Source organism: Dorea sp. D27, assembly GCF_001185345.1.
Classification (GTDB): Bacteria; Bacillota; Clostridia; order Lachnospirales; family Lachnospiraceae; genus Extibacter.
The window spans coordinates 788,042-813,832 of record NZ_KQ236744.1 but is presented as its reverse complement, the minus strand read 5'-3'; the positions used below and the strand labels follow the sequence as shown (position 1 = coordinate 813,832).

General features: G+C 45.7%; 28 protein-coding genes and 1 tRNA gene. 6 read left to right on the top strand and 23 right to left on the bottom strand.

The genetic code is table 11. From position 1 onward, the window contains the following. Nucleotides 1-8: 8 nt before the first annotated feature. From HMPREF0980_RS10375 to sdaAB, 16 genes are all read right to left on the bottom strand, one after another. A complete protein-coding gene (locus tag HMPREF0980_RS10375) occupies nt 9-1,082 on the bottom strand; it encodes an EpsG family protein (RefSeq protein ID WP_049728978.1) in 1,074 nt (357 codons plus the stop codon). 3 nt (nt 1,083-1,085) lie between these two features. Next, on the bottom strand, nt 1,086-1,631 hold the full coding sequence (locus HMPREF0980_RS10370; RefSeq protein ID WP_049728977.1) for an acyltransferase: 546 nt from the start codon (nt 1,629-1,631) through the stop codon (nt 1,086-1,088). 9 nt (nt 1,632-1,640) lie between these two features. Continuing rightward, on the bottom strand, nt 1,641-2,696 hold the full coding sequence (locus HMPREF0980_RS10365) for a glycosyltransferase family 4 protein (RefSeq protein ID WP_049728976.1): 1,056 nt from the start codon (nt 2,694-2,696) through the stop codon (nt 1,641-1,643). A gap of 7 nt (nt 2,697-2,703) precedes the next feature. Then, nucleotides 2,704-3,684, bottom strand: coding sequence for a GDP-mannose 4,6-dehydratase (locus HMPREF0980_RS10360; protein WP_049728975.1), 981 nt, complete (start codon nt 3,682-3,684; stop codon nt 2,704-2,706). A gap of 14 nt (nt 3,685-3,698) precedes the next feature. Next, nucleotides 3,699-4,340 (bottom strand): D-sedoheptulose-7-phosphate isomerase, encoded by a 642-nt coding sequence (locus HMPREF0980_RS10355; protein WP_049728974.1) that lies wholly within the window; start codon nt 4,338-4,340, stop codon nt 3,699-3,701. A 13-nt stretch (nt 4,341-4,353) separates the two neighbouring features. Beyond that, nucleotides 4,354-5,601 carry an HAD-IIIA family hydrolase gene (locus tag HMPREF0980_RS10350; RefSeq protein WP_049728973.1) on the bottom strand — a complete coding sequence of 416 codons (1,248 nt, stop codon included), beginning with the start codon at nt 5,599-5,601 and terminating at the stop codon, nt 4,354-4,356. A gap of 23 nt (nt 5,602-5,624) precedes the next feature. Further along, nucleotides 5,625-6,629 carry a GHMP family kinase ATP-binding protein gene (locus tag HMPREF0980_RS10345; protein WP_049728972.1) on the bottom strand — a complete coding sequence of 335 codons (1,005 nt, stop codon included), beginning with the start codon at nt 6,627-6,629 and terminating at the stop codon, nt 5,625-5,627. Between the two features lie 25 nt (nt 6,630-6,654). Then, nucleotides 6,655-8,037 (bottom strand): exopolysaccharide biosynthesis polyprenyl glycosylphosphotransferase, encoded by a 1,383-nt coding sequence (locus tag HMPREF0980_RS18645; RefSeq protein ID WP_084002730.1) that lies wholly within the window; start codon nt 8,035-8,037, stop codon nt 6,655-6,657. A 41-nt stretch (nt 8,038-8,078) separates the two neighbouring features. Continuing rightward, a complete protein-coding gene (locus HMPREF0980_RS10335) occupies nt 8,079-9,515 on the bottom strand; it encodes an LCP family protein (RefSeq protein WP_049728971.1) in 1,437 nt (478 codons plus the stop codon). 16 nt (nt 9,516-9,531) lie between these two features. Beyond that, the gene (locus tag HMPREF0980_RS10330; protein ID WP_049728970.1) at nt 9,532-10,227 is read right to left on the bottom strand and encodes an immunoglobulin-like domain-containing protein; all 696 of its coding nucleotides are present in this window, start codon (nt 10,225-10,227) and stop codon (nt 9,532-9,534) included. A 13-nt stretch (nt 10,228-10,240) separates the two neighbouring features. Continuing rightward, nucleotides 10,241-10,915: a CpsD/CapB family tyrosine-protein kinase gene (locus tag HMPREF0980_RS10325; protein WP_049728969.1), complete on the bottom strand. Its 675-nt coding sequence runs from the start codon at nt 10,913-10,915 to the stop codon at nt 10,241-10,243. A gap of 16 nt (nt 10,916-10,931) precedes the next feature. Further along, the gene (locus HMPREF0980_RS10320) at nt 10,932-11,705 is read right to left on the bottom strand and encodes a YveK family protein (protein ID WP_049728968.1); all 774 of its coding nucleotides are present in this window, start codon (nt 11,703-11,705) and stop codon (nt 10,932-10,934) included. Beyond that, complete coding sequence (locus HMPREF0980_RS10315; protein WP_049728967.1) at nt 11,692-12,429, bottom strand: CpsB/CapC family capsule biosynthesis tyrosine phosphatase; 738 nt, start codon at nt 12,427-12,429, stop codon at nt 11,692-11,694. Before HMPREF0980_RS10315 ends, HMPREF0980_RS10320 begins: the two co-directional genes overlap by 14 nt. A 254-nt stretch (nt 12,430-12,683) precedes the next feature. Then, nucleotides 12,684-13,283, bottom strand: coding sequence for a recombinase family protein (locus HMPREF0980_RS10310; protein WP_049728966.1), 600 nt, complete (start codon nt 13,281-13,283; stop codon nt 12,684-12,686). Between the two features lie 81 nt (nt 13,284-13,364). Beyond that, nucleotides 13,365-14,228, bottom strand: a complete 864-nt coding sequence (gene sdaAA / locus HMPREF0980_RS10305) for an L-serine ammonia-lyase, iron-sulfur-dependent, subunit alpha (RefSeq protein ID WP_049728965.1) — start codon at nt 14,226-14,228, stop codon at nt 13,365-13,367. 22 nt (nt 14,229-14,250) lie between these two features. After that, complete coding sequence (gene sdaAB / locus HMPREF0980_RS10300) at nt 14,251-14,931, bottom strand: L-serine ammonia-lyase, iron-sulfur-dependent subunit beta (RefSeq protein ID WP_049728964.1); 681 nt, start codon at nt 14,929-14,931, stop codon at nt 14,251-14,253. Between the two features lie 168 nt (nt 14,932-15,099). Between sdaAB and HMPREF0980_RS10295 the strand changes: the two genes are divergently transcribed. The 4 genes from HMPREF0980_RS10295 (at nt 15,100) to HMPREF0980_RS10280 (ending at nt 18,268) form a co-directional block, all read left to right on the top strand. Next, entirely contained in the window at nt 15,100-16,008 is a 909-nt protein-coding gene (locus tag HMPREF0980_RS10295; protein WP_049728963.1) for a DUF4474 domain-containing protein, read from the top strand. Continuing rightward, a complete protein-coding gene (locus HMPREF0980_RS10290; RefSeq protein ID WP_049728962.1) occupies nt 16,005-16,883 on the top strand; it encodes a metallophosphoesterase in 879 nt (292 codons plus the stop codon). The genes HMPREF0980_RS10295 and HMPREF0980_RS10290 overlap by 4 nt, the downstream gene beginning before the upstream one ends. A 116-nt stretch (nt 16,884-16,999) precedes the next feature. Further along, nucleotides 17,000-18,121 (top strand): DUF4317 domain-containing protein, encoded by a 1,122-nt coding sequence (locus tag HMPREF0980_RS10285; protein WP_049728961.1) that lies wholly within the window; start codon nt 17,000-17,002, stop codon nt 18,119-18,121. A gap of 64 nt (nt 18,122-18,185) precedes the next feature. Beyond that, nucleotides 18,186-18,268: transfer RNA gene (locus HMPREF0980_RS10280), tRNA-Leu, on the top strand. A 101-nt stretch (nt 18,269-18,369) separates the two neighbouring features. Here HMPREF0980_RS10280 and HMPREF0980_RS10275 read toward each other — a convergent pair. From HMPREF0980_RS10275 to HMPREF0980_RS19135, 3 genes are all read right to left on the bottom strand, one after another. Continuing rightward, on the bottom strand, nt 18,370-18,969 hold the full coding sequence (locus HMPREF0980_RS10275; RefSeq protein WP_049728960.1) for a thioredoxin domain-containing protein: 600 nt from the start codon (nt 18,967-18,969) through the stop codon (nt 18,370-18,372). Continuing rightward, the gene (locus HMPREF0980_RS10270) at nt 18,959-19,159 is read right to left on the bottom strand and encodes a hypothetical protein (RefSeq protein ID WP_049728959.1); all 201 of its coding nucleotides are present in this window, start codon (nt 19,157-19,159) and stop codon (nt 18,959-18,961) included. The genes HMPREF0980_RS10275 and HMPREF0980_RS10270 overlap by 11 nt, the downstream gene beginning before the upstream one ends. A 318-nt stretch (nt 19,160-19,477) precedes the next feature. Continuing rightward, nucleotides 19,478-19,624, bottom strand: a complete 147-nt coding sequence (locus HMPREF0980_RS19135) for a hypothetical protein (RefSeq protein ID WP_198146229.1) — start codon at nt 19,622-19,624, stop codon at nt 19,478-19,480. Between the two features lie 97 nt (nt 19,625-19,721). Between HMPREF0980_RS19135 and HMPREF0980_RS18910 the strand changes: the two genes are divergently transcribed. Together HMPREF0980_RS18910 and HMPREF0980_RS10265 are read left to right on the top strand one after the other, a co-directional pair. Next, nucleotides 19,722-19,880 (top strand): hypothetical protein, encoded by a 159-nt coding sequence (locus HMPREF0980_RS18910; RefSeq protein ID WP_157039366.1) that lies wholly within the window; start codon nt 19,722-19,724, stop codon nt 19,878-19,880. A 116-nt stretch (nt 19,881-19,996) separates the two neighbouring features. Continuing rightward, complete coding sequence (locus HMPREF0980_RS10265) at nt 19,997-20,800, top strand: hypothetical protein (protein WP_049728958.1); 804 nt, start codon at nt 19,997-19,999, stop codon at nt 20,798-20,800. On the opposite strand, the gene HMPREF0980_RS10260 is transcribed toward HMPREF0980_RS10265, so the two are convergent. The 4 genes from HMPREF0980_RS10260 to rbr form a co-directional block, all read right to left on the bottom strand. Next, the gene (locus HMPREF0980_RS10260; protein WP_049729190.1) at nt 20,787-21,635 is read right to left on the bottom strand and encodes a DUF2238 domain-containing protein; all 849 of its coding nucleotides are present in this window, start codon (nt 21,633-21,635) and stop codon (nt 20,787-20,789) included. The two genes, HMPREF0980_RS10265 and HMPREF0980_RS10260, sit on opposite strands and share 14 nt — an antisense overlap. Before the next feature lie 44 nt (nt 21,636-21,679). Then, nucleotides 21,680-22,609: a SufB/SufD family protein gene (locus HMPREF0980_RS10255; protein ID WP_049728957.1), complete on the bottom strand. Its 930-nt coding sequence runs from the start codon at nt 22,607-22,609 to the stop codon at nt 21,680-21,682. Between the two features lie 16 nt (nt 22,610-22,625). Next, nucleotides 22,626-23,345, bottom strand: a complete 720-nt coding sequence (locus HMPREF0980_RS10250) for an ABC transporter ATP-binding protein (RefSeq protein WP_049729189.1) — start codon at nt 23,343-23,345, stop codon at nt 22,626-22,628. Between the two features lie 190 nt (nt 23,346-23,535). Further along, nucleotides 23,536-25,698, bottom strand: a complete 2,163-nt coding sequence (gene rbr, locus HMPREF0980_RS10245) for a rubrerythrin (protein ID WP_049728956.1) — start codon at nt 25,696-25,698, stop codon at nt 23,536-23,538. Nucleotides 25,699-25,791: the final 93 nt, after the last annotated feature.

The window sequence follows — 25,791 nt, the reverse complement described above, 5'->3', positions numbered from 1 at the left end:
TTTTATCCCTATTGCCAAAAGAACAGATATGGCATCGTATTCCCTATATTATTTATACATAATCTCAGAACATACTGAACCCCGATGAGTGAGTAAAATATTCCGTTCATCAGCTTCTTATTTTTAATAAATCTCATGTTTTCTGTCACATACGGTATGAGCAGAATAAGCACCGGACTAAACAAAAACGACACTCTCGAAAAAATCTCCAGCCGGAAAGACAGCCAATAAAACTCCAACTCCAGAATAAAGGTCCATAAATATAAATTAAAAGTCCCGTCTGTCTTTTTGAAATCCGTTACGGTCAGTATAAATACAAATATTAGTATATGGAAAATAAACACGACTCCGTTTGTAATCTGTGATGTCGCAAGATATCTCCGGTAAACTTCCGGCACAAACAGGCTTATGACCGGAAGCAGCCTGTCATAGAGCAAAAGTACAATACCACCTGCACCAAATAACGCGGCTGCCCGGAATCTGGTCAGTTTTATCTTTGGAAGGAAATAAAGGATAGCAAATATAAATACGCTTTGATGCATCTGCATGGCCAATACAATCATTGCAACATACTTCCACAGCTTTCTTTCCATTATAAAGCAGTAACTGCCTAACACGATCAGACATGCGATACTGCTGGGCATCATATTCAGAGCCGTCTGATAAATCCCGAGGGAAATGTACAGAAAAAGACTGAGAACAGGTCTTACAGAATATTTCTTAACCATTATTGCCAATGCGGCAAATAATAAAATACTGTTACATATCGTAATCGTCTGCCCTGACTCAAAGAAAAATCCAAGCAGTTTGTTATATATCATATAGCCTGTTTCAATCAGGTATCTGTCTGCATAATAGCTCAGATTCTGCCACGTATGTATCTGTGCTATATCTTCATAATACGTATAATAGTTTTTCGTGTCGGCTCCTACTGTTATTTCTCTCAATACAGCAATTAAGGCAAGCAATAGTATCGCCAGCCAAAAGGATATATCAAGTCCTGCTATCTTATACTGTCTTCGGTTGCACCCGTTTATTGCCAGAAGTGAAATCACAACAAAGCTCACTAAATATACCGTCATCTCTTAACCTCGATACTTATTCCAAAACCACTCTTCCTGCAGCCTTTGGTTCTTCTCATCACCGCTCCACGGAACACAGTCTGTATAGTTAACAATCTTTTCTCTATAGCTGTCATAGTCTCCGATAACCTTGGCCGGTACCCCGCCGACTACGGAACCGCCAGGTATATTCCCCGTAACCAGACTGCCTGCTGCGATTATTACATTATCTTCTATTACCGTGTCATACAGTATGGTCGAATTACAGCCAATAAAGACATTGTTTCCTATCTCTATGCTGCCGACTCTTACCGTATATTCCTTATGATCCTGCCATCCGAACATAAAAGACGTGATATCATGATTGACAAAAGAGACTCCCGTCGCTACATGAACGTTATCTCCCATGGCAATCAGCCATGGTTCGGTGCCAAAACGTACAGGCCAGAAGTAGCAGTGCCGCCCTATCTTATAAAATATTTTCTTTTTTTTAATATACTCTGCTCTTTTATACCCGTCTCTTAATAAAAGCAGCTTTATATAATGATATATTCTTTTATACTTGTCCATCACAATATCCTAACTATTCATAAGCTTCGTCCATTCTCGTACATTTCTCTGGACAGAATACTTTTCCATTCCATAGTTCCATGCCGCCAGAGACTTCTGCTCTCTCTCTTCAAAAGGCAAATCAAAATAATGATTTAATGCATGGCAGAACGCTTCAATATTACCGCTTTCTATCAAATCTCCAGAACGACCATCTTCAATCTGTTCTCCCATCGCACCAACATCAAAAGCGACGACATATCTGGATGCCTTATATGCGTCTATCACAACACCAGACTGGGTTGCAGTCTTATATGGAAACATAATTACTTCTGCATCTTTAAGATACGAATAATATTCTTCATTGGAAACGTAATCAAGAACCAGATTCAGATTAGGATAGGAATCCATTGCCTTCAAATAGTTTTCTGCCTCTTCTGTAGCTCTTCCAACAATAGTAAATGATATCTGCGGACATCCTCTAATAATCTCTTCCATATACTCAACACCCTTATACAGATTAATTCGTCCCAAAAACAGGACGTTCCCTGTTTCCTTAAGAGGTATATATTCTCCAAAATCTTTGTAAATATCAATAAATCTTATGTTGGAACGCTTCACCTTGTATGCATGGGAAAGATAATCAATATATTTCCTGTTATGGACGACAACATAATCAGCGAATATACCTATCAGTCTGTTAAATATACGTAATATTTTTGCCTGCCTGTCACCTTCGTGTGGGATAATATCGTGTATTACATGGAACTTCTTCACCTTTCTTAAAAATATAAGGAGTGGAAGATTCCACACATGCAGCGATTCAAAATAAATGGTATCTATATGTAATTTCTTTATGATGCGAAAGATTTTCAAGTATTCCCTCACACGAAAAGTCCCCTTACAGATTCCCGGTCTTTTCGGTGCATCAACAAGAAAATTATGACTATCGAATTGTGATTCATATTTAGGATTCTGGATGCCGATCGTATATATGTCAGATTTATCTGTGAGTTCCCGATATAAGGAATAGATTATCTCCTGGTGATCCACATTGTCAGAAAAACTTATGATTGCAATTCTCAATTTCTCTTCACGCCTCCTGTCTTTTATACTTGCATTTCCAATATTCCAGCATTTCTTTTACAGTCTGCTCAAGCCCCACCTGCTGCTCCCAGCCTGTTTCCCGCTTGAGTTTCTCAACATCTCCCACGATAATTCTTTCATCTGTCGGCCGCAGCAATTTTTTATCCACATGAAGTTGGAACTTTATCTTCAGTTCCTTCTCAATCATCCGAATAATGTCACTGATTTTATACACCTTCTCCGACGAGATATTATATACATCCCCGGCCTTTCCTTTTTCTGCCAGAGCTCTCAGCGCCGCAATCAAATCTTTTACATCCATAATTGCCCGTTCTGTGCCGATATTGCCTACCGATAAAACCGGATTTTCTTTGTTTTCATACAGCTGTTCTATCGCCCTCTTCGTAAAATCTGATGTGACATCATTTCTTTTTCTCGTTCCCGTAGTATTAAAAATTCTTGCTCTGATTGTTCTGATGCCATCGTTCACAAAATACTGATAGGCGAGCAGATCTTGTCCCACCTTGCTCACTCCGTATGGATGCAGTGGCTTCAACTGTGCATTTTCTTCTACTTTTCCATCAGCCATCTCCTCCAGCGTCTGTCCATACTCTGCGCTGGAACATGCTACTACGACTACGGGATCGTATTGAGGATACCTTTCCCGAATCTCTTTTATAGTCTCAAATACCGCTATCGTACCGCCAATATTAATATCCATCGTCTCATATGGCTTATCCCAGGATACCGTAGGATAGCTCTGTGCCGCCAGATGATAGACCTGGTCCGGCATATACCGCTTGATAATTCTCCCAATGTTATTCGGATAGCGGACATCACACTCTATCATTTTAATATCTTTAGAGAGTTCACACATATCCACGGTTGGTTTATAATAAGTTCCTATTACTTCTATCCCTTCCCTGGTCATCATCTCCGCCATGTGTGAGCCGACCATTCCACCTGCTCCAGTAATCAAAACCGCCATTTCAAATTCTCCTCTCAAAAAAACTCATCTTCCAGCATCAGACACAAATTGTGATAGACAGGCAGATGAAGCTCCTGCACAAGATACGTTTCAATCTCTGGGACTTTAATCGCCACATCCGCAGCGCTGCCCAAATATCCGCCATCTTTTCCAGTCAGTCCTATCACTTTCATCCCTTTTGCTTTTGCGGCAATGACCGCATATTTTATATTTACCGCATTTCCAGATGTCGATATTCCCCACAATACATCTTCTTTCCGTCCATATCCCCATACTTGCTGCGCATACACCTGGTTTCCGTCCACGTCGTTTGCGAACGCACTGCACAGTGACAGATGGTTCCCCAGCGCAATTGCCGGCAGCGCTTCCTGCAGACTGTCTGCAAGCGTGCAGCCCAGATCATTATCAATATCGCATAGCCGTTCGCGCATATCCAAGGCAAGCGCTCTCCTGGACTGGAACCCCTTCATCAGTTCCCCCACAATATGTTCTGCATCTGCAGCGCTGCCACCATTGCCTCCTACGAGTATCTTGCCTCTGTTAATATAGCAGTTCTTCAGTAGATTAAATGCCTTTTCTATTTCCTGTCCGACAATTTGCAGCTTAGGATAACGTTCAATTAAAAAATCCATCCGCTGTTGCTGTTTTTCATTCATGCTCTTTCCTCTTTCATGGCAGAATCTGCTGAATGCAGCTGAGTAAATCCGTATATTTCTCATCTCTTCCTATTTTTGCCGTTTTACATCCTGCCGCTTTCCCCGCTTCTATATCTGCTTCACTGTCACCAATCATCCAAGAACTGCCCAGGTCGATGTTATAGTCAAGTGCGGCACGCAGCAATAACCCGGGGGCCGGTTTTCTGCACTCGCACTTTACTTTATATTCTTCTCTTTCCCCTTCATAGCCTTTATCCGGATGATGCGGACAGTAATAAAGAGCATCTATGTAAGCGCCCCCTCTTCCCAGCAGCGTCTCCATCTTATTATGGATTTCATCCAATTCTTCAATGGTAGTTTCCCCTCTGGCAATCACAGGCTGGTTCGTAACCACTATCGCCAGATAGCCCGACTTGTTGATTTTCCGTATTGCTTCTTCTACCCCTGATATTAATATAAAATCGCCTATATGTTTTAAAAAACCGGCATATTCGTTAATCGTACCGTCCCTGTCCAGAAATATGGCTCTTTGTTTTTCTTGCAGATTTTTTCCCTTTACTTTTCCTGACAAGATATCCATTTCCACTTCGGCCAGCCGGTCCGGAGTCCCCATATCTTTTACATACTCGGGGCTGTCATAGGCATATAGCATTCCCTGAGGAATCAGTTGTTTCAATACATCTCTGTCCATATCCATCTTTTTGAGCTCTGCCATCTCATCTAATATGTGCGGGGATAAGATATGTAATCCGGCATTCACTCTGTTTTTATACCATTTCCGCTCATCTTCTTTGCTGAGCCATTGGGATACCCGCCCGTCTGTATCCACTTTGATGATTGCACTGTCAAAAGGGTGGTCGTTAGGATGGATAAAAATAGTAGCTTTCCCTCCCTTTTTCTTATGATGCTCTCTAAACCCGCCAATATCGATATCAAATATTATGTCTCCATTTATGAGCAGAAACTCTTCTTCCATTCTATCTTTCAATAAGAACAAAGCTCCGGCTGTTCCCAGCGGTGTCCGTTCAACGATGTACTCGATCCGCACGCCAAAATCTGCACCATCTCTAAAATATGCCTGTATCTGCTCTCCTTTATATCCTATGACAATAATGATATCTGTATAGCCCTGCTTTTGCAGACACTCAATCTGATATTCTAATATAGGTTTTCCCAATATAGTTATCATTGGCTTCGGAACCAATGCATTCACGGCCGCTATCCTCGTCCCCATTCCGCCTGCCATAATAACGGTTTTCATCTCTTGTCCTCTCTTCCCTGATATTACCTGGCACCCTCCAGATCAAAGCTTTCCGGTGCGTAATAGATTACCCGCGTTCCATCTTCTTCAAACTCAAATGGAATATAAAGAAAATCCTTCAGAATCTGTCTGACCTTGTCCTGATATTCTGGCTCCACATAAAAAAGCAAGAAACCGCCACCGCCTGCTCCTAGCAGCTTTCCGCCCACCGCGCCGGCTGATTTTGCTTTTTCATAGCATAAGTCAATAGCATCTGTAGATACTTTTTTCGTTATATTCCTTTTTAACTTCCAAGTATAATCAAGCAGCCTGCCAAACTCCGCCAGATCTGATTTCGTTGTCAGCACTTCTTCCGCTGCATCTACCAATTTCAGCATCTCCAACAGCTGGCTCTCGTTTTTCTTGATAGATAGCCGGGCCTCATTTTGAATATCAGAAGAAAACCTTGAAAAGCCGGTAAAGAACAACATCAGCCTGCGGTTCAGCTCTTTTTTCCGATCCAGCTGCAAAATAACAGGACTCACTTTATAGTCGTCCGCCCCAAAGTCAATCCGGTTAAATCCGCCAAACGATGCTGCAATCTGATCCTGGATGCCCCCGGCCTCGCCACACAGTGTCCTTTCCAGATAAATCGCGTCATCAGCTAACGTTCTTTTAGATACTCTTTTTCCTTTCAGAGCATAAAAGGCATTCAGCATCCCTACTGAAAAGGAACTGCTCGTCCCCAGTCCCGAGCGCGCGGGCAGATCGCCTTCATAAGTCAGGCGCAGTTCATACATCTCCAGATATTTCATAGCCTCCCGTATTGCCGGATGTTCAATCTGGGAATTATCAGTTACCCTTTCAATTTTTGAATATACTAATTCTGACGTATACTCGAAGAATCTGGGAAGATGCCTGACATTGACGTAGCAATATTTGTTGAAACTCGTGGAAAGCACCGCACCGCCATGTTCTCGGTAGAATTCCGGAAAGTCTGTACCCCCGCCGAAAAATGACATTCGGAATGGTGTCTTAGTTGTAATCATCTGTATTTTCTCCTAGTGCATTAAGTTAATTTTTCTTAAATCCCCGCGATACGTCAGATGCTGTTCTTTTTCCATCTTCTATTCCTTCTGTACTCTCCGGAATAAACAGAATCTTTATCGTCCAGACCATCAGCTTCAGGTCCAGCAGCACCGACTGTTCATTGATATATAGCAAGTCCAGCCTGAGCTTGTCATACGGCGTTGTATTATATTTTCCAAATACTTGTGCATATCCCGTCAAGCCTGCCTTGACCTTCAGCCTCAAGCCAAATTCAGGAAGTTCCTTCAAGTATTCCTCTTCTATTTCCGGACGTTCGGGTCTTGGCCCTACAATCGACATATCACCTTTTATAACATTAAGCAGCTGAGGGAATTCATCTATCCTTGTCATACGAATAAATTTTCCAACAGGCGTTATCCTGTCGTCATTTCTGCTCGCTAACTGTGCCCCCGCCTTTTCAGCATCAATAACCATACTGCGGAATTTGAATATCTTAAATGTTTTGTGTCCGGCAGTCAGCCTCGTCTGTTTGTATAATACCGGGCCTTTGTCATATAGCTTTATGCACAACGCTACTGCAAGCAATACCGGTGACATGATAATCAGACCGCATAACGAAAAGATGATATCTGCAAGCCGTTTTGCGGCAGGATAATACCACCGCACCGCCTCCCGCCGTTTACGCATGAAAGGAATGTCCAGCGAATGGGATATCTCATATTCCGAAGCCAAAATCTCCTCTATATCTCTTGTAATGTATAACTCGGCATCTTTATTTTCACAATAGTTTATATAGTATTTCTTACATCTGTCATTTACTTCATACAGATATACCTTATCACAGTTATCGATGGCTTTTTCCAGCTCTTGCTTATCCTCATCTTCACTCAGACATCCTGTCAATATATGAACTTTCTTTAATGCCCTTATCTTCTTTGCAAGCCTTTCATAGTCATGCTTCCCATATATGATAATCGTACGTATCGGAAGCATGTACTTCATTATCCACCTGTTAAAACCGAAGGTAACGACCATCATTCCAGTCAGCTGGACTATAAATATCTTCAGGATAGGCAGGATGAACACCGGCTTGTGATAATATATGGTAGCTTCCACATAGAGAAACATATCCGCCATCCCGAAACACAGCAGATGAAAGTACGCCAGATCCGTCAGGCGATATTCGCCTATTCTATAAGCATGGTACATTTTAGCCAGCACATGATAAACAATCGAATACAATGCAGCGATTATTAACAGCTTTATCCGCCCTTCATCCCCCTCATTCCACCACGGGCTATAACTTACATCCCACATTATCATTGCCAGCAAAAATGCAAACAGCAATATGCCAAGCTTATAGATGAACTTTATTATTTTTATCTTATCCTGCCGTACTTTTTTCATCCACACCACTCTTCTCCGCCCTACTGCTCTTTTGTAACCTGCTACTGTTCTTCTCTTATTTTTCTCATATTCTCCGTAATCTGCTGAACCGAACTTTCATCCGGCCACATGACATACAGCAGCTGTGATCCAGATGAATAACACCCTTGGTTATCCCCCTTGCCCGTTGCCGCGGCCGATTCAATCGTCCAGGCTGTTCCATCTGAAATCTGCATATTAATCAGCCGTGACATCTCATCCTGGGTCATATTCGTCTCAACACAATCACCAATATTTCTCAGAATCTCATTGGCACTTGTCAATATAGCCGGGGACATCGCCTTCTGTAAGATGGCTGTCAACACAGCCTCCTGGTTTTTTCCTCTCTGGTTGTCTCCAGATTCAAAGCTATACCTTTCTCTTGAAAATGCCAGCGACTCTTCTCCACCCAAATGGTTGATACCCTGCTTGAAGCTGTACCCCATCGCCTTAAAGTCATAATCAGAATATACATCTATGCCGCCGAGGGCATCCACAATTGTAATCAATGAAGTGAAATTAACTCTTGCATAATAGCTGATGTCGATTCCATATAAATGTTCCAGCGTGTCCATAGATACATCTACCCCATATATTCCCGCGTGTGTCAGCTTATCCCTCTGCTCACCGGATACTCCTGGTATCTGTACATAATAGTCTCTCGGCGTTGTCGTCAAGAGAATCTTCTTTGTCTTGGGATTTACTGTCATAATAATGTTTACATCACTTCTGCTGTTTGTCGTAATAGGTCCCGAGACGTCAATTCCACTTATATAAATATTAAACGGCTTCTCTATATCCGCTTCCTCTGGTTCGATAGGAGTGTCTATCCCATATTGGTATAAAATTCTTACCTCGGACGAATAATCCTCTATCACGTCCTCTAAGATTCCGTTAAATGCCTCGTTATATATGGCTGCATCAATCCTGCCTTTCAGAAGCGCTTCTGCCTCTTCCTGCAAGGTAGTGTACTCTTCCAGCTTCATATCCCTGCCTATTACTTTCTGCACGTCTTCAACCATCTTTTGGTTGTTGTCCTGGTCAACTGTCGTCTGCACGCCGAAACGGTAGTTCTTTGCCGCCAAGAGGTTCGCAGCAGGATCGTCTTTTTTTACCACCACAATCATATTGTCAGTCTTATAAGAAGCTCCCCCGACATCTTTCATTATCTGGGCCGCCTGCATCGTATAAAATAATCCAGCTGCAAGACAGATGCTTATAAGGGCACTCAAGACAACTCCCGCTATATTTAATTTGCTCTTCACATACTGTATTCCAAAGCACAACCCGAACAGTACAAGAAGCAATATAACCATTGATGCAATATATTTTGCGGGTAGTAATCCACTGTTCCAGACAACAGCAATCAGCCCGACTGACAGCAGAAGCTGAATCAGTGCAATGAACTTGCCTGCCGTGTGCCTGCCTTTCCTTTTCTTTGATTGGTTATGCTTTTCCATATGTATTCTCCACTTCTTATTGTACTGTTAAACTGAAAGTCTTTACGTCAGATGTGTTCCCCTCGCTGTCACTTACGTAGATTCTGAGTTCATATGTCCCCACAGTATTTACATCGTAATTTCCATCCACATGGATATGACGGTATAACGTATTTTTATCATCTTTGTCATCCACTACGTCCTTTACATAGCGGATGGCATCAAAGGTGTCTCCCGCTTTGATCTGGGCACTTTCAGCAGTAAGGGAGATTGCCGGCCTGATTCCATCCGGTTTTAACTCCTCTTCCTCGCCAGCCGGCTCTGCATCCCCTTCGATATCATCTTGCTTATCATCCTGCCCGGCGGATATACCACCGTCCTCATTGTCCTGCGTATCTGTCGGAACCTTCTGGACATATCCCACCTTACGGACAGCAGTTCCGACGTTCTTATCGCGGTCAATCACGCCATAATATATGACTGCTTTTCCGTTATCCAGTGGTATGACTCTGTCAACAAATACCTGGTCCGACAAATCGCCACCGTGGCTGTCCTTTGCAGAAATGCCTTTCAGAAGGCTGCTGTAATCCTCACCTTCTACATAGGTTATCGCCATCTCCTCCACACTGATTTCCGGTGGTTTCGTATCCTCCCCCACAGACAGGATAACCGATCCAGCGCCGAGGACAACACAGCCCACAGCCAAAACCAAGGCCAATAACCGTTGCTTCATCTTAAGTTACCCTCTACTTCTTCCCGTATTCTCCGTAATATTTGCCATAATACTTATTTTGTTTCATATTAACCTTATTAAGCACTACACCGAGGATGGAACAGTTTGATTTCTCCAGCTGTTCTTTCACGACACGCGCAAATTTATAGCTGATTGCATTCGCTGCTATGACAAGCACGGCCGCATCGCAGACCGTCGCTACAATCGCGCTGTCAATCACGCTCCCTAATGGCGGTGCGTCGATAATTATGTAATCGTATACCTTTCTAGCGCTGGCTATCAGCGAGCTGAAACGCTTATAGCCGAGCAGTTCCGCGGGATTTGGAGGGGTAACCCCGGAAAATATCACCATCATGCCTGGTTCCTGGGTCTTATAGATGATATCATCCACCTCTGACTGCCCGGACAGGAAATGGCTGAGTCCTTTCAGGTCCCCATTTACCTTATGTCTTCCTATCAATACCGACTTCCGCAGATCCGCGTCGATAAAAAGTACCCGTTTACCTCCCTCGGCAAGAGACTGGGCAAGAGATAGCGAGACTGTACTTTTCCCCTCATTAGGAGTACAGCTTGTAAATACTATCACTTTATTGTCGGCGCCCGAAAATTCTATATTCGTACGAAGGGTCTTATACGCTTCGTTACTGCGGTAGTCTTTCCCCATATTCTTCAAATAAATTTCCTGCATGATTAAGCTCTCCTCCTTATCGTTTCATTTTCCTAACGAATCTTTTGGCTGACATGCCTTTTACCTTCTTGGTTTTTTTTACACCTTCCTGAATGGGGATAGAAGTCAGGACATTCAGGCCAAGATAGTGTTCTACGTCATCGGGCGTCTTTATCGTATCATCCAATACAAAAATAAGCACAATAACCCCCAGTGCAATCAGGATTCCCAGCATTCCCCCAATTGCCATATTTTTGACGAGGCTCGGCGATGATGGTTCTTTGGGAAGATTCCCTTCTTCGAACGTATTGACAGAATCTGCATCCATAATCTCTGTAATCTGGATGCTTACGGATTCTCTCAGTGCATCTGCAATTTCTTTTGCCGTCTTAGGATCCTCGTTCTCAACTACAATAGTCAGTATTCTCGTATCTGTCGGCGTTTCGACAGTAATCAGGCGTTCCAGCTCTTCTATCTCCATATCCAGATTAAGTACCGCTATCACCTGTTCCAGCACCGGCCTGCTCTTCACCAGTTCCATATAATCTTTCGTAAGCTGCGTCCCTGTCTGTATATCGCTGTAAGTCACGCCTGCACTGCTGTCCTGCTTTGTCAGGACATACATTTTGGTCGTAGATGAATACAGCGGCGTAATAAATACCTTTGTTCCTACAAACGCAAGCAAAGCCATAAATATTCCGGCCAGGATGACAAGGTGTATCTTGCTCCACACAGCCAGAAGCAGTTCCGTAAGGTCTATATTTACATCATCATTTTCAAAATCTTTATTTATCACACTATTTTGTTTCATTTTCAACCCTTTTCTTCAGCATAGTTTTGGCGTTGCTGAAAAATATCCTCCTCATATAGTCTTCTCCATATTTTTTCTCCACATAATCTGCCGCTTTTTTCATCTTGGGCGCCCGGTGCATAGCACCATGTGCATCTGTGCCGACGCAGAACACCAGATTACGATCCATAAGTTCTTTCACAAATTTTCTTATCTTTCTTCCACTGTCTCCTGTAATGCTGCCTGCATTGATCTGAATCAGCGTGCCCATTTCCCACAGATGTTCTGCAAAAACTACATTTTCAACGAGACAATGGTATCTCTCCACATGAGCCAGGATAACCTCGTATCCGTTCATCTGGAGCTGCTGGATTCCCTGCTGAATATATGTATATGAATCGGAAGGGGAGAATTCAATGAGAACGACATCCCTTTTGTTCATGCTCAGTATTCTTCCCTTTTTTATTTTTTCAGGAATATCCTGTCCAAAATAAATCTCTGTGCCGAGATATACGCGGAACCGTGCATCAATCCTGTGCGCCGCTTTCCTTGCTGCTTTCAGTCTTTCAACCAGTACATCCGGGTGTTCTCTGCCCCTTCTTGGATGATAGTGAGGTGTGGCAATCATACAGCGGATGCCCTCGTCATAAGCAATCCGAAGCATCTTTTCCATCTCTTCTATGCTTCCGGCCCCGTCATCGACCTCAGGCAGTATATGGCAGTGCATATCTATATAGCCGCCCATAACTCTTCCTTTCTAATACTTCTTTCTGCAAAATGCACGCTATCGTTCTGGCGAATAAACCGCCTTCTTTCCAGTCCATCATCTGGCAGAGTATGCTAAAGTACACTTTAGTACACTTTAAAGTACTTCGAAAGAAGTGCTTTTTTTATGTAAAATCGCTATATCTATTATACCCTTTCTCAGGTTAAAAGCAAGTATTTTTGCGTGTACTTTTGCATATTTTTTAATAGGGCATATCTGCGTTACATCATGTCCTACAAGTCAAGCTGCTTGACATGGGTGAAGAAATAGCTCCTGCTGACCTCGAGCCGTTCGAGTGCCTGCTGGCAGGTCATTTCCTTTTGTCTCCAGCGCACGACCGTTTCCTGAAAGCCCTCAGGAAGCGGTTTTTTTTCTCTCCCGAAACGAACTCCTCTCGCTTTGGCCGCCGCAATACCTTCGGCCTGTCGCTGCCTTATATTCTCCCTTTCGGTCTGTGCCACATATGACAATATCTGTAGTACGAGGTCCGCAATAAAGGTTCCCGTAAGGTCGTCTCCCCTTGCCCTCGTATCAAGCAGAGGCATATCGATGACGACAACATCGGCACCAATCTGCTTTGTCAGGACCCGCCACTGTTCTAATATTTCATTGTAATTCCTTCCAAGCCTGTCAATGCTCTTTACAAACAGGACATCTCCCCTTTTCAGCCTTTTCAGCAGCCTCTGGTATGCGGGCCTCGCAAAGTCCTTTCCACTTTGCTTGTCAATAAAAAGGCGGCTCCGGGGAATTTGATATTCCGCCAGAGCCGCCAGCTGCCTTGCTTCGTTTTGATCTTTTGTCGACACTCTGATGTAGCCAAACGTATTTGACATGCGAATAACCCTCCCTTATTCTATTGAGAAACTATTTTTAGTTATTTCTCTATTGTAGAAGAATTATTCCATATTTTACTACTATAAATTTTTTCCGACTTCTTGACCCCTTGGGCTTCCGGCCACACCGCCTATGCCCGTCTCCCTGAGGCTGACATCCATTTTCTCTCCCACTTCCCGCATGGCATCTATCACCTGGTCCACCGGAATCTGGCTCACGATGCCCGCCAGCGCCATGTCTGCCGCCGCCATTGCGTTGACGGCTCCGCCTACATTTCTTTTGACACATGGCACTTCCACAAGTCCTCCTACCGGATCGCACACGAGGCCCATCAGGTTCTTCAGCGCCATGGCACATGCATGTCCAATCTGGTCAAAACTTCCTCCGCGCACGTACGTGATGGCCCCTGCCGCCATACCGGAACCAGATCCAATCTCCGCCTGGCATCCGCCGGATGCCCCCGCCAGAAATGCACGGTTTGCAATAATCTGCCCGATTCCTGCCGCCACGTACATGGCCTCTATCATCCTGTCCTCTGGAACATCATTCTCCCGGAAATAGGTCACGAGCACTGCCGGCAGCACTCCGCAGGCCCCTGCCGTAGGAGCAGCCACAATTCGCTTCATGCAGGCATTGTTGCACCCCATCTTCAGCGCCGTTGTCATGACCTTGGCCATGTATCCGCCGCACAGCGGCTCTCCCGTCCTGGCGTATTCTTCCATGAGGCCGCCCTCTTTCCCCACAAGGCCGCTTCTGGACACAAGTCCTGGTTCATATGCATCCACGCCGTCAATCATAGCCTGCCACATATGCTTCATCTCGTTCCATGAGTCCTCTGCCGGGACATCACGCTCTTCGGCATCCTCTGACTGGACTGCTTTCCAGAACGGTACCTTTTCTTTTTCACATCTTGTCCTTACCTCTTCCATCGATTGAAATGACATACGTTATTCTTCCTCCTGCCGATTATTTCTCTTCAATACTTCCATTTACATTCAGGAACGTGACATTGACGATTCCTTCTTTGCCTTCCAGACGGTCCAGCGCCTCTCTTGACACGACCTGATCCGTCTCTACGACCATTACCGCACACCCGCCGCGCTTGTCCCGGAACACCTGCATGGTCGCTATGTTGATGTCCTCGTCGCTTAAGGATGCCGCAACCTCCGTGATGCATCCCGGCTGGTCGATGTTACGTACGATCAGGGTGTTGCTCTCTCCGCTGAAGCTTACATCGATGCCGTCCAGCTTGCTGACGCGTATTCTGCCGCCCCCGATAGAATACGCCTCTATCTTCATCGTCTCCGCGCCTTCTGCTTCCAGGATGATCTGCGCCGTGTTCGGATGCGCTCCTTTGATTTCCTTCTCCGCAAGGGTAAATTCCATTCCTTCCGCTGCCGCTATATCAAAGCTGTCAGGAATCCGCATGTCATCCGGCTTCATCCCCAGAAGTCCGGCGACAATCGCCCGGTCTGTCCCGTGGCCTTTCCCCGTAGCCGCGAAGGAACCGTGGAGGTAAATCGTGGCCTTCCCCGGCCTCCTGCCAAATAACTGGGTGCTGATCAATCCGATGCGTACCGCTCCCGCCGTGTGGGAACTGGATGGCCCCACCATCACAGGTCCCAGAATATCAAATATACTGCCCATGTTATAACCTCTCTTTTCTTAAGTTTAGCTTTCTTTTATTATACTTTGGTTTTGAACGGTTTACAACGACTATTTCCGCTTCGCCTCCCCCGTTTCACATGACACCCTTTTCATTAAATTCACATAATATGCATTAACTACTAAATTTATGAGAGAAGGTTTATTGGTATGTATCTCTTGTTTCCTCTGCTGCTCCTCTTCATGATGGTGCTGGCAGTTATATTTCATTTCAGAAAAAAAAGAATCATATGTAAAATAAAATGTATGTGTACGGAAGAAAAGCTGGAGCTTCTTAACGAATTAACTGCTCCTTTCGGGTTCTGCTACGAATTATGCCATGACGTCTTCACTTCCCGGACAGATGCATGGCAGCGGGAATTTGGCTACCGATGGCTTTACGATAAAAATGCGGCCCATTTTAATATGGTATTTGACTGTGAACCTGTCTATTTTGATTACGACGGACGCACTTGGATGCTTGAATTCTGGAAGGGGCAGTACGGTATCAATATCGGCGGTGAAATCGGCATATACCAGGCTGAACGTATTATTCCCCCCTCTGAGAGAAAACATGTACTGTTTCATGCGGTACCGGAAAAGGATATGCTCTCTTTTTCTGTCCGCATGTATAACGGTACTTCGCTTCTTTACAACCTGTCATGCAGAAAGCACTGGTGGCTGGCCGGCTTCAGCATGGGCTGCTATTCTGTACCGGAACTGCTGAAAATGGATATTACCATCGCTTTTGGCAACAGGCAGATGATGTATGCCTTTGTAGACAGCATGTATGAAATCGGATATCGTTCGGGTGATATCAATATATGCGGCAATTCCGTCTCTTTTGTATTCGACAGGCCCAAGACTCCTCAGCCGCGTACATCGCATCTTTTCAGCTCGGCATGGGCGCTCTGGAAAGACCGGCTGTTTCTCTTCTTCTACTGCAGGATTACGAAAGTATTCTGCCATACGCTCGATAAACTGCTGTACTTGTATGAATATCTGCCGTTCGTCTTCCGCCACATGATGCGTATCCACTGCTATTCCCGGAGGAAGCCGAAGCGGAGGAAAACATCATGAGCACGGCGGACCGGCTGGATGCTGCATTTGCGGATGCCCCCGTCCTGCCTCTGGGCTCTGACTCCAGATATGTACTGTTCAGCGACTGCCACCGGGGGACGGGAACGTCTTATGATAATTTCCTTAAGAATCAAAACCTGTACTTTGCTGCGCTCAGATATTATTATGACCGTAAGTTCACGTATATTGAGCTTGGAGACGGCGATGAACTGTGGGAGAACCGGTCCATAGAACAGATAAAATCCATCCACGACAATACGTTCTGGCTTCTGTCCCTCTACTACAGGCAGAAGCGGCTCTGGCTTCTGTACGGCAACCACGACCTCATAAAGCGCAGTCCGCGCTACAGCGGACAGCATTTCTCTTCGTATATATGCAGCACGAGCAAGACACAGCCTCTGTTTCCCGGCATTACCTTCTACGAAGGTCTCGTATTGAAAGACTGCCTCGGCAAAAGAGATCTGTACCTCACCCACGGGCATCAGGCAGATTACCTCAATTCTGTCCTCTGGAAATTCAGCCGTTTTCTCGTCCGCTATATCTGGAAGCCGATGGAACACATAGGTTTTCTTGACCCGACAAGCGCGGCAAAAAATAATACGAAAAAACGGAAGACGGAACGGCTGCTGACAGAGTGGGCCGTCGATAATGACAGGATACTCATATCGGGCCACACGCACCGGCCGATGATTGGTACGAAAGAATCTCCGTACTTCAACACCGGAAGCTGTGTACATCCTCGATGCATCACCTGCATCGAGGTGACAGACCGGTGTATGACTCTTGTAAAATGGACGCTTCGCACACGCGACGATATGACGCTCTATGTCGGCAGAGAGGAACTTGCAGGGCCTGTATGCATTGATGAATATTGATGCTTCGGAAAAATCATCCAGCTGCGCTGTACTATTGTCCCACCCATCTGCCGGTTGTCAAATTGCTTCGGATATGATAAGATTGTGTACAGTTTTTTAGAAGGAAGTGTCAAGTAATGAATAAGAAAGAAGTACTGGAAATACGCAAGCAGTTTTCACCTGAAAACTGTACAATCACAAGAATCTGCGGCTGTTATGTAGACCACGAGAAGCAAAAGATACTCGAACTGAAGAAGGCATTTCTTTCCATGCCGGAGGATGAAGCTTTTAAATATTTTGATATATTCAAAAAGACGCTCTCCGGCACCATTGGAAAGAACCTCATGAACATGGAATTTCCTCTTGACGAGGAAAAGCCGGGAGGGACACAGGACTTCCTGCTCAAGCTCCGCGAAAGCCGCCTTGAAGATGAGATGCTCGTAGAAGAATTTTACGATAAAGTAATCGAGAATTACATTTATGCAGAAAACTATTATATCATTCTCATCCATGCCGCCTATGACATACCCGGAAAATCATCTGACAATACGGAGATGTTTGACGCCTCTGATGAGGTATACGAGCATATCATGTGCAGCATCTGTCCCGTCAACCTTTCAAAAGCAGGTCTCAGCTATAACGCAGCGACGAACAGTATCGAAGACCGTATACGGGACTGGATTGTAGACGCCCCTGCCAAAGGGTTTCTGTTCCCCGCTTTCCAGGACCGTTCTACCGATATACATAATATTCTGTATTATACTAAGAAGCCGGAAGAGCTGCAGCCGGATCTTATAGAAAATGTCCTTGGAAGTACGATACCTCTCACTGCAAAGGACCAGCAGGAGACGTTCCATGCCATTATAAGCGATACGCTTGGGGATGAATGCGATTATGAAGTCGTCCGCAGCATACACGATAATCTGACCGAACTGATTGAGGAGCACAGGGAAGCGCCCGAACCGCTAGAGCTGTCACGTCCCGATGTGAAGCGCCTTCTTGAAAAGAGTGGTGTCCCGGATGAACGCATGGAGTCTTTTGACAAAGATTACGAAGAGATCGTGGGAGAGAAAAAATCACTTCTCGCCACTAATATCGTGAATACGAAGACATTCCAGATCGAGACGCCTGACGTAATCGTCAAAGTGAATCCAGAGCGGTCTGACCTGGTGGAGACAAAGCTCATTGACGGCAGAAAATGTCTTGTCATTGCCATAGACGATCACCTGGAAGTAAATGGAATTGAGATTGTAAAATAATTTAATAAAAAACGCAAAAAACATTTGCCTTATGTCCAAATATGTGCTAGAATATTTTTTGCGAGCGGAGATGGCGGAATGGCAGACGCGCTAGATTCAGGTTCTAGTGGGAGTTATCCTGTGAGGGTTCAAGTCCCTTTCTCCGCATCTGGTTAAAAAGCACGAAGCACCGTAAAATCAAAGGTGTTTCGTGCTTTTTATTTTCTTATGCCCTGTTTTACTGCAGCGGCCCGCTGCTACCAGGAGCCTCAACCTACGCCGCAGTCCGCGGGATGGTCATTTACGCACACTTTGCTGTGATATTTCTCTACTTCGCTGTTCCAGTATGCACTGTCCTTTGTACCTGTAACAGCATCTCCGAGTATCCCGCCGTCCCTGCCGACCATAATCGTAACCGGAGCTTCGGCATATTTATGGAGCATTTTATCCTCCATCTCTTCTGTTGCAATGAGCTGGACATAATCTGCACTTGCTGTGGCAGCCATCGCAGCTGCCTCCTCTTCATTGTCCGCGTCAACCCCTCTTGCGATGCCAAGTATCTGTACTCCTTTTCCCGCATATTCTCTCCCGATATCACCGAGCGTTTCCATCTCTTCTTTACAGGATCCGCACGATAAATCCCAGATATATACGACAGTGAGTTCCGCCTGGTCAAATATCGTATTCGTATTTGTCTTTATGCCGTTTAATGCATCTGCCGCATAATTCCCGAACACTTCCTTCTTCTCTTCTGTCCCGGCAGTGGCGGCCGCTTTTTCTTCCGTCTTTTCCTTGTTCCCGGCAGGGCTCTGGCAGGCGGCCAGCAGCAGTGACGCCGCCATTACGATTATGAATATGTTAGCCTTCATATGTCAGGCCCTCTACCACGATTCTCTTGCTCCAGAGGATTCTGGCAAGCTTCAGCTTTACAGTATCTGCGACGCTCACTCCTTTCCCCGGCAGCATAATCTTACCGGTTTCGCTTGGAATGCTCTTATACCCTATTTCCTCCAGCCCCTTGATTTCTTCTTCCTCAGCAAACCTTGCCGATATCTCCACATAGGAGCCGCCTCATGTATTGCACACCGTCGGCTCTACGACGATATCCGCATACTGTTTTTCTTCCATATATTCCTTTAAACCATTGTCCATTACAACATTCATGATTGTTACCTCCTTTTTTATTATGGGTTCATCATACCAGATTGAACGTCTGCTTTCTGTGATTACGTCACATTACTGACCGCTTGAGCCCGGCTGGCTGTCATATGTAGATTCATAGCAGCAGGTCTATCCCGCCTCTATACACCGTAACGCGCAGCCCCCATACCGGGAGCTGCGCGTTGCTTTTTACAATTAACTGTCATCCTGTCAAGCCTATACCTGCCTCATGTCTACATCTACCGCTTCTTTTCTCGCGTTATGCTCCTGGTTCTGATTTTCAGGCTTCACTTTTTCCGTAATGCTGTTGAATTTCTCCAGATTTTTCTTCTGATTCTGCTTTTCCTGTCGTTTTTTGTCCATAATATCACCTCATAAACAGTATTTCTCCTCCATACATTTATTATACTGTATACCTTGTTCTGCTGAAGTACATCCTATATAAAAAAGGAGTGTTTACATGAAAGATTTATCAGAATTGAAACTGGACCTTTTACCAGAAGCCCTTCGGAACGCTGCCGGCAGGGAAACCCGGGGAAAGCAGGAGAATACGAGCGATATTACAATTCCATTTCCTGAAGAGCTTCAGCAAAAAGGTGATACGGATAACGATAAGTAACTGTGCTTTATTGTGAATCTTTAAGAAAACCTTATAAGTTTGTGAAGCTTCTGTTTTCCCTCTTGAGAATTTGCTTCAAACGAGATAGAATATAACACATTGTAAGGAGGGATTGCATGAATAAATATATGGATAATGACTATGCTAACCATTTTGACGATGATTTTGAAGTCATATATGATGCCCTGGATGAGCTGGATGAATATATCGATTATGACGGCGGACTTGATGAACCGGACGCCGGGGATGATATGCGCTATCGTGATGAAGATGAAGAAGAGGTCCCGCCCAAAAGAAAGAGGCCGGACCGGAGCAAGGACAAAGAGCGGCGAGCGGCGGATGCCTCCCGCCGCAGAGATAAAGAGGACGATAAAGACGGTCGGAAAAAAGGCAGGCTGAATCTGCCGAATCTTCTATCTCCTGCGGCAAAGACAGTCAAAGCAGGAGGCAAGGCAGCCGGCAGTGTAATCCGTACTATTTTAAAAGCCGCCTCTTTGCTGCTTATCGCCGTCATTACCGCCCTGCTTGGAGTCAGCTTCTGGAATGGCCACGCCGCTTATGGGAACCCTGCCGCTGCTGTGGCGGAGAAGAATTATGCGCTTGCCGCGTATGCCGGCTTTGCGGCCTTGCTGCTGATCTTTGAACTTATATCATTTTTCTGGACGCTATCCGGCCAGAAGATAAAGGACGGCCGCCGTATCAGAAAGCTCGATACCGGAAGAGGGATAGGTTCTTTCCTAGTCATATATATAGGCTCTTATCTGTCTCTACATCTGGGCAGCCTGATTCCAGAGGCGCCTCAGGCGCTTAGCGGACTAAAAGGAGCCGTATCCGTTTACGGCTCCCTGAATCAGACGCTGTTCCCTCTATGTGTGATGGGCGTTATCAGCTGTCTCGTACGTAAATTTATTTTTCATTAGCCTTTTCATCCTCAGCTTCCGCCTGCTGCAAAAAATCTGCATCTTTCGTCTTAAGCCTGGGGATGAACCTTTTGGCAAATTTACCTTTTCCACGGTTCTTTACATAGAAGTATCCGATGATCGAGAACAGGACTGCTCCCACAAAATTCACGAGCAGATCCTTCATCGTATCAATGAGCCCGATGTCCAGATAACCGCCAAGTCCCAGGCTCTCTCCGTTTACAGACATGTCTGTGATATTGCGGATGACTTCAGGGTGGTTCTTTCCAGCCGGATCCAGCATTACGGAAGATATGGTATGGACTATCGTGTCTTTCTGCATATCAAAACGGAAGATCTGGTCCATGCCAAATTCAAAGAATTCCCAGATCACTCCGATAGTCATGGAAAAGCAAAAGGCCACGATTGCCACAAACACCGGGGACAGCTTGAAGGAAAAGCGTTCGTTGCGGTTCAGTATATCTACGAGCGCAAATCCGATTGCTGCCATCAGGAACCCGTTCAGCGTGTGGAGCAGCGTGTCCCATCCGGGAAATATGATATAATAGGACTGGATTTCGCCCAGTATCTCCGCCGCAAATATAAACAGCAGTATGATGATCTCGAGCGCTGTCGGCAGTTCTATCTTTAGATTTACCTGCACTAAGCTTGGAATGATCAGAAGCAGCAGCGTCAATATGCACAAAAATACATTTTCGTAATTGCCGTTTAAAATCTGCAGTACCATCATCAGAACGACCAGCGCCCGCAGCGTTACATATACCATAAAAGAGCTTTTGTGCTCCCGCAGCTCCATTTTGAGCGCTCTGCCCATAATCCTTATCTTGCTTATCATTTTCCTCATATGTTTTACATCCTTCTCGTCTTATCCCACAGAAGCTATTCCAGAAAGTTCTCTATGATTACTCCTTCCGCTTCCTCTTCCGTCATACCCAGTGTCCTCAGCTTAATGAGCTGTTCATCATTGATACGTCCGATAGCCGCCTCGTGGATGATGGCTGCATCGAGGTGTCTTGCGTTGATTTCCGGTATGGAGCATACCTCTGCTTTGTCCATGATGATTGAATCGCACTGGATATGCGCATGGCATCTTGCATTACCGACAGCCTTTGGATGGAACGTCTGTACCGATGCTCCCTTGGCTACTGATCTGGATACTATCTGAGCAGAGCTGCCCTCTCCATTCATCTGCACTTCCATATCGGACTCGGCCGTCTGGCTGTCGTGCGTCATCAGTTTCTCCACTACGTAGAGCTTGGCGCCGGCGCCCATTATGACATCTGTCGTGCGGACTGTGGAATCTACCCCTTTGATCTGTGCCGTATCCAGTGTAAATACCGCCCCTTCGTCAAGTATGATCTTAGTAACCGGGTTCAGAACCCTTGCACCGGTCCCTTCCCCCTCTCCGTAATGCTTCTCCTCATAACGGACATTCGCTCCTCTGCCTACATGGAATGTATGGATGCCGTCGTGGCGGCTCTCATTGCATCCGCTGTTGTGGATGCCGCATCCTGCTATGATGGTTACTTCTGCACCGTCTGCCACGAAGAAATCATTATATACTTCGTCCTTCATGCCGGTGGCATTGACGACAACCGGGATATGCACCTGCTCACCTTTCGTGTTTTCATCAATATAGATATCTATCCCTTGCTTATCTGTTTTTTTCTTTATTTTAATGTGCTCGCTGTCACCATGGCAGAGAGCCGTTCCGTTATATCTCAGGTTAAAAGCGCCTTTCTGTCTGAATCCGGCTCCGTCTATCTGCTCAAGCACCTTTTCTATGATTTTGTCTAACTGCTTTCCCAACTCTGTCTCCTCCTTCCTATTGCCCGTCCATACATGCACACTGTCCTTCGCTCAGCAGATTCGGAAGTATCTCATCGCGAGTGCCTATGGCGCCTATCTTTCCATCTTCAATTACCATAATCCTGTCGGCCATCTGGATAATCCTCTCCTGGTGGGAGATGAGAATCAGGCTTTGTTCCTTCTTTTCATGGATCCGTTCAAACTGCTGCACAAGCATGGAGAAGCTCCACAAGTCGATTCCGGCTTCCGGCTCATCAAAGATACAGAGCTTATGGGGCTTTGCGAGTACCGTCGCTATCTCCAGCCGCTTCATCTCGCCGCCCGACAAGGTCGCATCTACTTCTCTCGTGATATATTCTCTGGCGCATAATCCGACACTGCTTAACATCTTGCAGCATTCCGGCTCCGTCAACGGCCTGCCTGCAGCAAGAGATAATAATTTATCAACAGTCATGCCCTTAAACCTGGGCGGCTGCTGGAACGCAAAGCCAATTCCCGCCTCTGCCCTGTGGTTGATATCATAGTCCGTGATATCCTCCCCGTCCAGAGCAATCCTGCCTTCGTCTGCATCCTCTATCCCCATAAGCACTTTGGCAAGGCTGGACTTACCACCCCCGTTAGGGCCTGTAATCACAAGCATCTCACCGTCTTCAACCCGGAAACTGATATCCTTAACAATACTTCTTTCCACACCATTTTCATCCACTTTGAATGTCAGGTTCTTAACTTCAAGCATCTTCTGCATCGCTCCTTTATCTCTAAATAAATTCCAGGAACCACAAGATTCCTATATTGATTTTTAACAGTACGAGTCCATTATAATCTCTTTTATCCACATTATCAACATAAAGGAAGGCAAAAGGGACACGGCAAAACGAAATGGGGACGGAGGTTTTTTAAAAAACCTCCGTCCCCATTTCGTTTTTCTAATAGTTCTCAACTTTTCTCTCGAAATAGGCTCTGGAATATCCACATGCCGGACATCTCTCTGGTGCCTCTTCTCCTTCGTAGATGAATCCGCACTGGCGGCATTTCCATCCGAGCGGCGCATCGCCTTTGAATGTCTTTTCTGCCTTTAATGTATCCAGAATCTTCAGATAACGTTTCTCATGGGACGCTTCTACCTTTGCCACGTTGTCAAACTTCACGGCAAGTGCCTCAAAGCCTTCTTCTCTTGCCTCTCGTGCCATGCGTTTGTACATGTCGGACCACTCTTCGTTCTCGCCATCAGCGGCAGTCTGAAGGTTTTCCGCCGTGTCCCCTAATCCATGGAACTCGCTGAACCACATCTTGGCATGCTGCCTCTCCTGTTCCGCTGTCTCGTTGAAGATAGCCGCCGTCTGCTCCATCCCTTCCTGCCTTGCTATCTCGGCAAAGAAGGAATATTTATTTCTGGCCTGTGATTCTCCGGCAAATGCTTCCATCAAATTCTTCTCTGTCTTAGTTCCCGCGTATTTCCCACCGCCTGCCTTTTCCTCTTCCAGCCTTACAAATCTGTCAGGGCCTACCTTGCAGATTGGACATGCATCCGGCGGATTGGCTCCCTCGTGAATATAACCGCATACTGTACACTTAAATTTTGCCATCTTTATTTTCTCCTTTTCTTTCAAATCACTCTGATTCATTTCGTTTCCATCATCGTACTGCTCTTGCTTATTATTCCGCTCTTCTCCTGTGGTTTCCCATGGAGAAGGCGTCAGCGGCTTCTCCTGCATGCCTGCCGCCCCCAGGTCACCGCTTCGGTCTTTGTAACGGGTATGCAGAAGTTCTTCCGCCACCGCGCTCAATGGTTTTATGTAATGCTCTTCATAGACTCTCCTGATATCTGGATTTTCATGGCTGTATCTCACTGTCATGGATGCATCTTTGTCATATAACGCACGGATACGTGCCTGCCTGATGTCGTCCGTCATAGGCACTTCCGTCTTTGGCTGCCCTCCGCCGCCAATACAGCCGCCGGGACAGGTCATGACCTCGACAAAGTCATAATTCTTCCCACCGTCAGCCATCCTTTTTATGAATTGCCTTGCATGCTCCAATCCATGGATAACTGCCAGCCGGAGCGGGGCGCCGCCAATGGCGACTTCCGCCTCACGGATCCCGTCCATGCCGCGTACCGGTGCCAGGTTCAGATAATCCTCCGGCGGATTCTCACCAGTAATGAGGTAATAGGCTGTTCTTGCCGCAGCTTCCATGACACCACCCGTATTGCCGAATATTACGCCTGCACCTGACGCAGCTCCCATAAGCGTGTCATATGGAGAATCCGGCATATCTCTCAAGTCCCTGCCTTCTTCCCGCATCCATTTGGCAAGCTCTCTCGTAGTGATGACATAGTCCATATCACGCATATCTTCCACCCCATTGCTGACAGACGATATGTTCATCTCATCTCTTCGTATCTCGAATTTCTTGGCGGTACAAGGCGTCACCGCCACATTGACAATTTTAGACGCGTCCAGACTATTCTTTTTTGCAAAATAAGTCTTTATGGTAGGACCCTGCATTCCAATGGGGCTTTTCGCACTGGATATATGTGGAAGAATCTCAGGATAAAATGTCTCCGCAAATTTTACCCAGGCGGGACAGCAGCTCGTAAACTGTGGCAGCGGCTTTGTTTTCTCCGTCACTCTTTCCACAAGTTCCGATGCTTCTTCCATAATCGTCAGATCCGCGGCGAAATTAGTGTCCAGCACATAATCCGCTCCCAGACTTCTCAGTGCTGCTACCGTCTTCCCTTCCACAAAACTGCCTGCCGGGTATCCAAATTCTTCCCCAAGGCCGACACGTACGGAAGGAGATGTACTGAAAATGACTATTTTTTCAGGATCTTCTATTGCCCGCCTGACTTCTTTGTATTCGTACACTTCCTTTATGGAATCCACCGGACAGACATTAGCGCACTGCCCGCAATGTACACATACAGCCGTATCATTTGTACTTTTCAGGTCATACAGCCGGCCCACGGCGATATCCCGTTCACATACCTGCCTGCACTGCCCGCACTTGATGCACAGGCTTTCCTCTCTTCTCACTGCAGGATTATCAGGCTCGATTGGAATCCTGATGTCTGCAAAATTGTGCTTCATCTCTTCACCTCTCTATATCAATATTAGTAACTATTATTAATATAGCATATATTTCCAATATGTGCAAGTGTTAAATTCATTATTTCCCGGTTG

What these genes read in the sequence shown, in the direction of transcription:
- HMPREF0980_RS10375 (WP_049728978.1), bottom strand. Translation starts at nt 1,082, where the DNA reads ATGACGGTATATTTAGTGAGCTTTGTTGTGATTTCACTTCTGGCAATA.
- HMPREF0980_RS10370 (WP_049728977.1), bottom strand. Translation starts at nt 1,631, where the DNA reads ATGGACAAGTATAAAAGAATATATCATTATATAAAGCTGCTTTTATTA.
- HMPREF0980_RS10360 (WP_049728975.1), bottom strand. Translation starts at nt 3,684, where the DNA reads ATGGCGGTTTTGATTACTGGAGCAGGTGGAATGGTCGGCTCACACATG.
- HMPREF0980_RS10355 (WP_049728974.1), bottom strand. Translation starts at nt 4,340, where the DNA reads ATGAATGAAAAACAGCAACAGCGGATGGATTTTTTAATTGAACGTTAT.
- HMPREF0980_RS10350 (WP_049728973.1), bottom strand. Translation starts at nt 5,601, where the DNA reads ATGAAAACCGTTATTATGGCAGGCGGAATGGGGACGAGGATAGCGGCC.
- HMPREF0980_RS10345 (WP_049728972.1), bottom strand. Translation starts at nt 6,629, where the DNA reads ATGATTACAACTAAGACACCATTCCGAATGTCATTTTTCGGCGGGGGT.
- HMPREF0980_RS18645 (WP_084002730.1), bottom strand. Translation starts at nt 8,037, where the DNA reads ATGAAAAAAGTACGGCAGGATAAGATAAAAATAATAAAGTTCATCTAT.
- HMPREF0980_RS10335 (WP_049728971.1), bottom strand. Translation starts at nt 9,515, where the DNA reads ATGGAAAAGCATAACCAATCAAAGAAAAGGAAAGGCAGGCACACGGCA.
- HMPREF0980_RS10330 (WP_049728970.1), bottom strand. Translation starts at nt 10,227, where the DNA reads ATGAAGCAACGGTTATTGGCCTTGGTTTTGGCTGTGGGCTGTGTTGTC.
- HMPREF0980_RS10325 (WP_049728969.1), bottom strand. Translation starts at nt 10,915, where the DNA reads ATGCAGGAAATTTATTTGAAGAATATGGGGAAAGACTACCGCAGTAAC.
- HMPREF0980_RS10320 (WP_049728968.1), bottom strand. Translation starts at nt 11,705, where the DNA reads ATGAAACAAAATAGTGTGATAAATAAAGATTTTGAAAATGATGATGTA.
- HMPREF0980_RS10315 (WP_049728967.1), bottom strand. Translation starts at nt 12,429, where the DNA reads ATGGGCGGCTATATAGATATGCACTGCCATATACTGCCTGAGGTCGAT.
- HMPREF0980_RS10310 (WP_049728966.1), bottom strand. Translation starts at nt 13,283, where the DNA reads ATGTCAAATACGTTTGGCTACATCAGAGTGTCGACAAAAGATCAAAAC.
- sdaAA (WP_049728965.1), bottom strand. Translation starts at nt 14,228, where the DNA reads ATGTCATTTCAATCGATGGAAGAGGTAAGGACAAGATGTGAAAAAGAA.
- sdaAB (WP_049728964.1), bottom strand. Translation starts at nt 14,931, where the DNA reads ATGGGCAGTATATTTGATATTCTGGGACCTGTGATGGTGGGGCCATCC.
- HMPREF0980_RS10295 (WP_049728963.1), top strand. Translation starts at nt 15,100, where the DNA reads ATGTATCTCTTGTTTCCTCTGCTGCTCCTCTTCATGATGGTGCTGGCA.
- HMPREF0980_RS10290 (WP_049728962.1), top strand. Translation starts at nt 16,005, where the DNA reads ATGAGCACGGCGGACCGGCTGGATGCTGCATTTGCGGATGCCCCCGTC.
- HMPREF0980_RS10285 (WP_049728961.1), top strand. Translation starts at nt 17,000, where the DNA reads ATGAATAAGAAAGAAGTACTGGAAATACGCAAGCAGTTTTCACCTGAA.
- HMPREF0980_RS10275 (WP_049728960.1), bottom strand. Translation starts at nt 18,969, where the DNA reads ATGAAGGCTAACATATTCATAATCGTAATGGCGGCGTCACTGCTGCTG.
- HMPREF0980_RS19135 (WP_198146229.1), bottom strand. Translation starts at nt 19,624, where the DNA reads ATGGACAAAAAACGACAGGAAAAGCAGAATCAGAAGAAAAATCTGGAG.
- HMPREF0980_RS18910 (WP_157039366.1), top strand. Translation starts at nt 19,722, where the DNA reads ATGAAAGATTTATCAGAATTGAAACTGGACCTTTTACCAGAAGCCCTT.
- HMPREF0980_RS10265 (WP_049728958.1), top strand. Translation starts at nt 19,997, where the DNA reads ATGAATAAATATATGGATAATGACTATGCTAACCATTTTGACGATGAT.
- HMPREF0980_RS10260 (WP_049729190.1), bottom strand. Translation starts at nt 21,635, where the DNA reads ATGATAAGCAAGATAAGGATTATGGGCAGAGCGCTCAAAATGGAGCTG.
- HMPREF0980_RS10250 (WP_049729189.1), bottom strand. Translation starts at nt 23,345, where the DNA reads ATGCTTGAAGTTAAGAACCTGACATTCAAAGTGGATGAAAATGGTGTG.
- rbr (WP_049728956.1), bottom strand. Translation starts at nt 25,698, where the DNA reads ATGAAGCACAATTTTGCAGACATCAGGATTCCAATCGAGCCTGATAAT.